Raw genomic sequence first — 923 nt, 5'->3', positions numbered from 1 at the left:
CACCTTCCGCGAGATCGGCGGCGCAATCCGCAAGGTCGGCACCGTCCCGGTTGGCGCAATCCTCCGTCTGCCCGCCGGAACCAAGATCCGCGTCGAGGCGTGGATACCGCGCGACTACGCCACCCGTCAGGGTGGCGTCTACACAACCAAGCGGATCGCCGGCGGCCACATGGCGCAGGTGCGCCGCTTGTCCGACAATCTCGTGTTCAGCATCTCCGACGTGTTCCTCGTGAACGCGCCCGAGGCATAGGAGCCGCCCCATGTGCCGTGCAAGTTTCACCCTCACCGTGACCACCGCGACGGATCAGGCCCCCTCCCCCGATCTGTGGTCCCCGATCCTCGCGAACCTGAAGACCATCAGCCAGTACCGCCACTGGACCGATCTGGCCGATGGTCGCGCCGCCATCGCCAACGTCTGCTGGTCGGACGCGGAACAGGATCTGGCCGCGGTGTCGGCCAGCTTCGCCGGGCTGCGGTTTTCCGTCCATGTGCAGGATCGCTTCGGGCGGGAGCATGTCATCGACGCCCTCGACGGCTACACCGATCTGCGACCCGGCAAGGTCATATTCCCGCCGATCACGCTCTGGCACACCGGCGGCGTCACGGGCGCCGGTCGTGGCGAGCCGACGACCGGCCTCACTGTCTGGTCGATCTTCATCGAGACCGAGGATGGCGCGGCAAGCCACCTCGCCCTCACCGCAGAAGACGCAGGCAAGATAGCCTGCGCCGCGGTCGAGCCGATCTGGCATCGACTCCACCGAGGCGAACCCATGCCCGACGATTGGCGCGAAGCTCTCAAGCGCATGCAGGATCAGGGCTGCATCGACAGCGTGACCGTCTCGGAGCATGTCCTGCAGCTGCCCGGGCAAGTTCAGATCAGCCGGAGCGCCCCGTGACGGGTCAACCAGCAACCCGGCTCATCC

The 923-nt window shown here is 66.8% G+C and carries 2 protein-coding genes; both read left to right on the top strand.

Going from position 1 to position 923, the window contains the following annotated elements:
• Positions 1 to 250, top strand: a 250-nt coding sequence (locus C5F48_RS25540) for a hypothetical protein (RefSeq protein WP_181247788.1), incomplete at its 5' end; no start/stop codon positions are given.
• A 10-nt stretch (positions 251 to 260) separates the two neighbouring features.
• Positions 261 to 896 carry a hypothetical protein gene (locus C5F48_RS24170; RefSeq protein WP_107666170.1) on the top strand — a complete coding sequence of 212 codons (636 nt, stop codon included), beginning with the start codon at positions 261 to 263 and terminating at the stop codon, positions 894 to 896.
• The last annotated feature ends 27 nt before the right edge of the window (positions 897 to 923 follow it).

The organism is Cereibacter changlensis JA139, assembly GCF_003034985.1.
Taxonomy (GTDB): domain Bacteria; phylum Pseudomonadota; class Alphaproteobacteria; order Rhodobacterales; family Rhodobacteraceae; genus Cereibacter; species Cereibacter changlensis.
Note: the sequence above shows the minus strand (reverse complement) of the source record. Positions and strands in the feature narration are given on the sequence as shown.

Coding starts and splice junctions, on each gene's coding strand:
- C5F48_RS24170 (WP_107666170.1), top strand. CDS start 261: ATGTGCCGTGCAAGTTTCACCCTCACCGTGACCACCGCGACGGATCAG.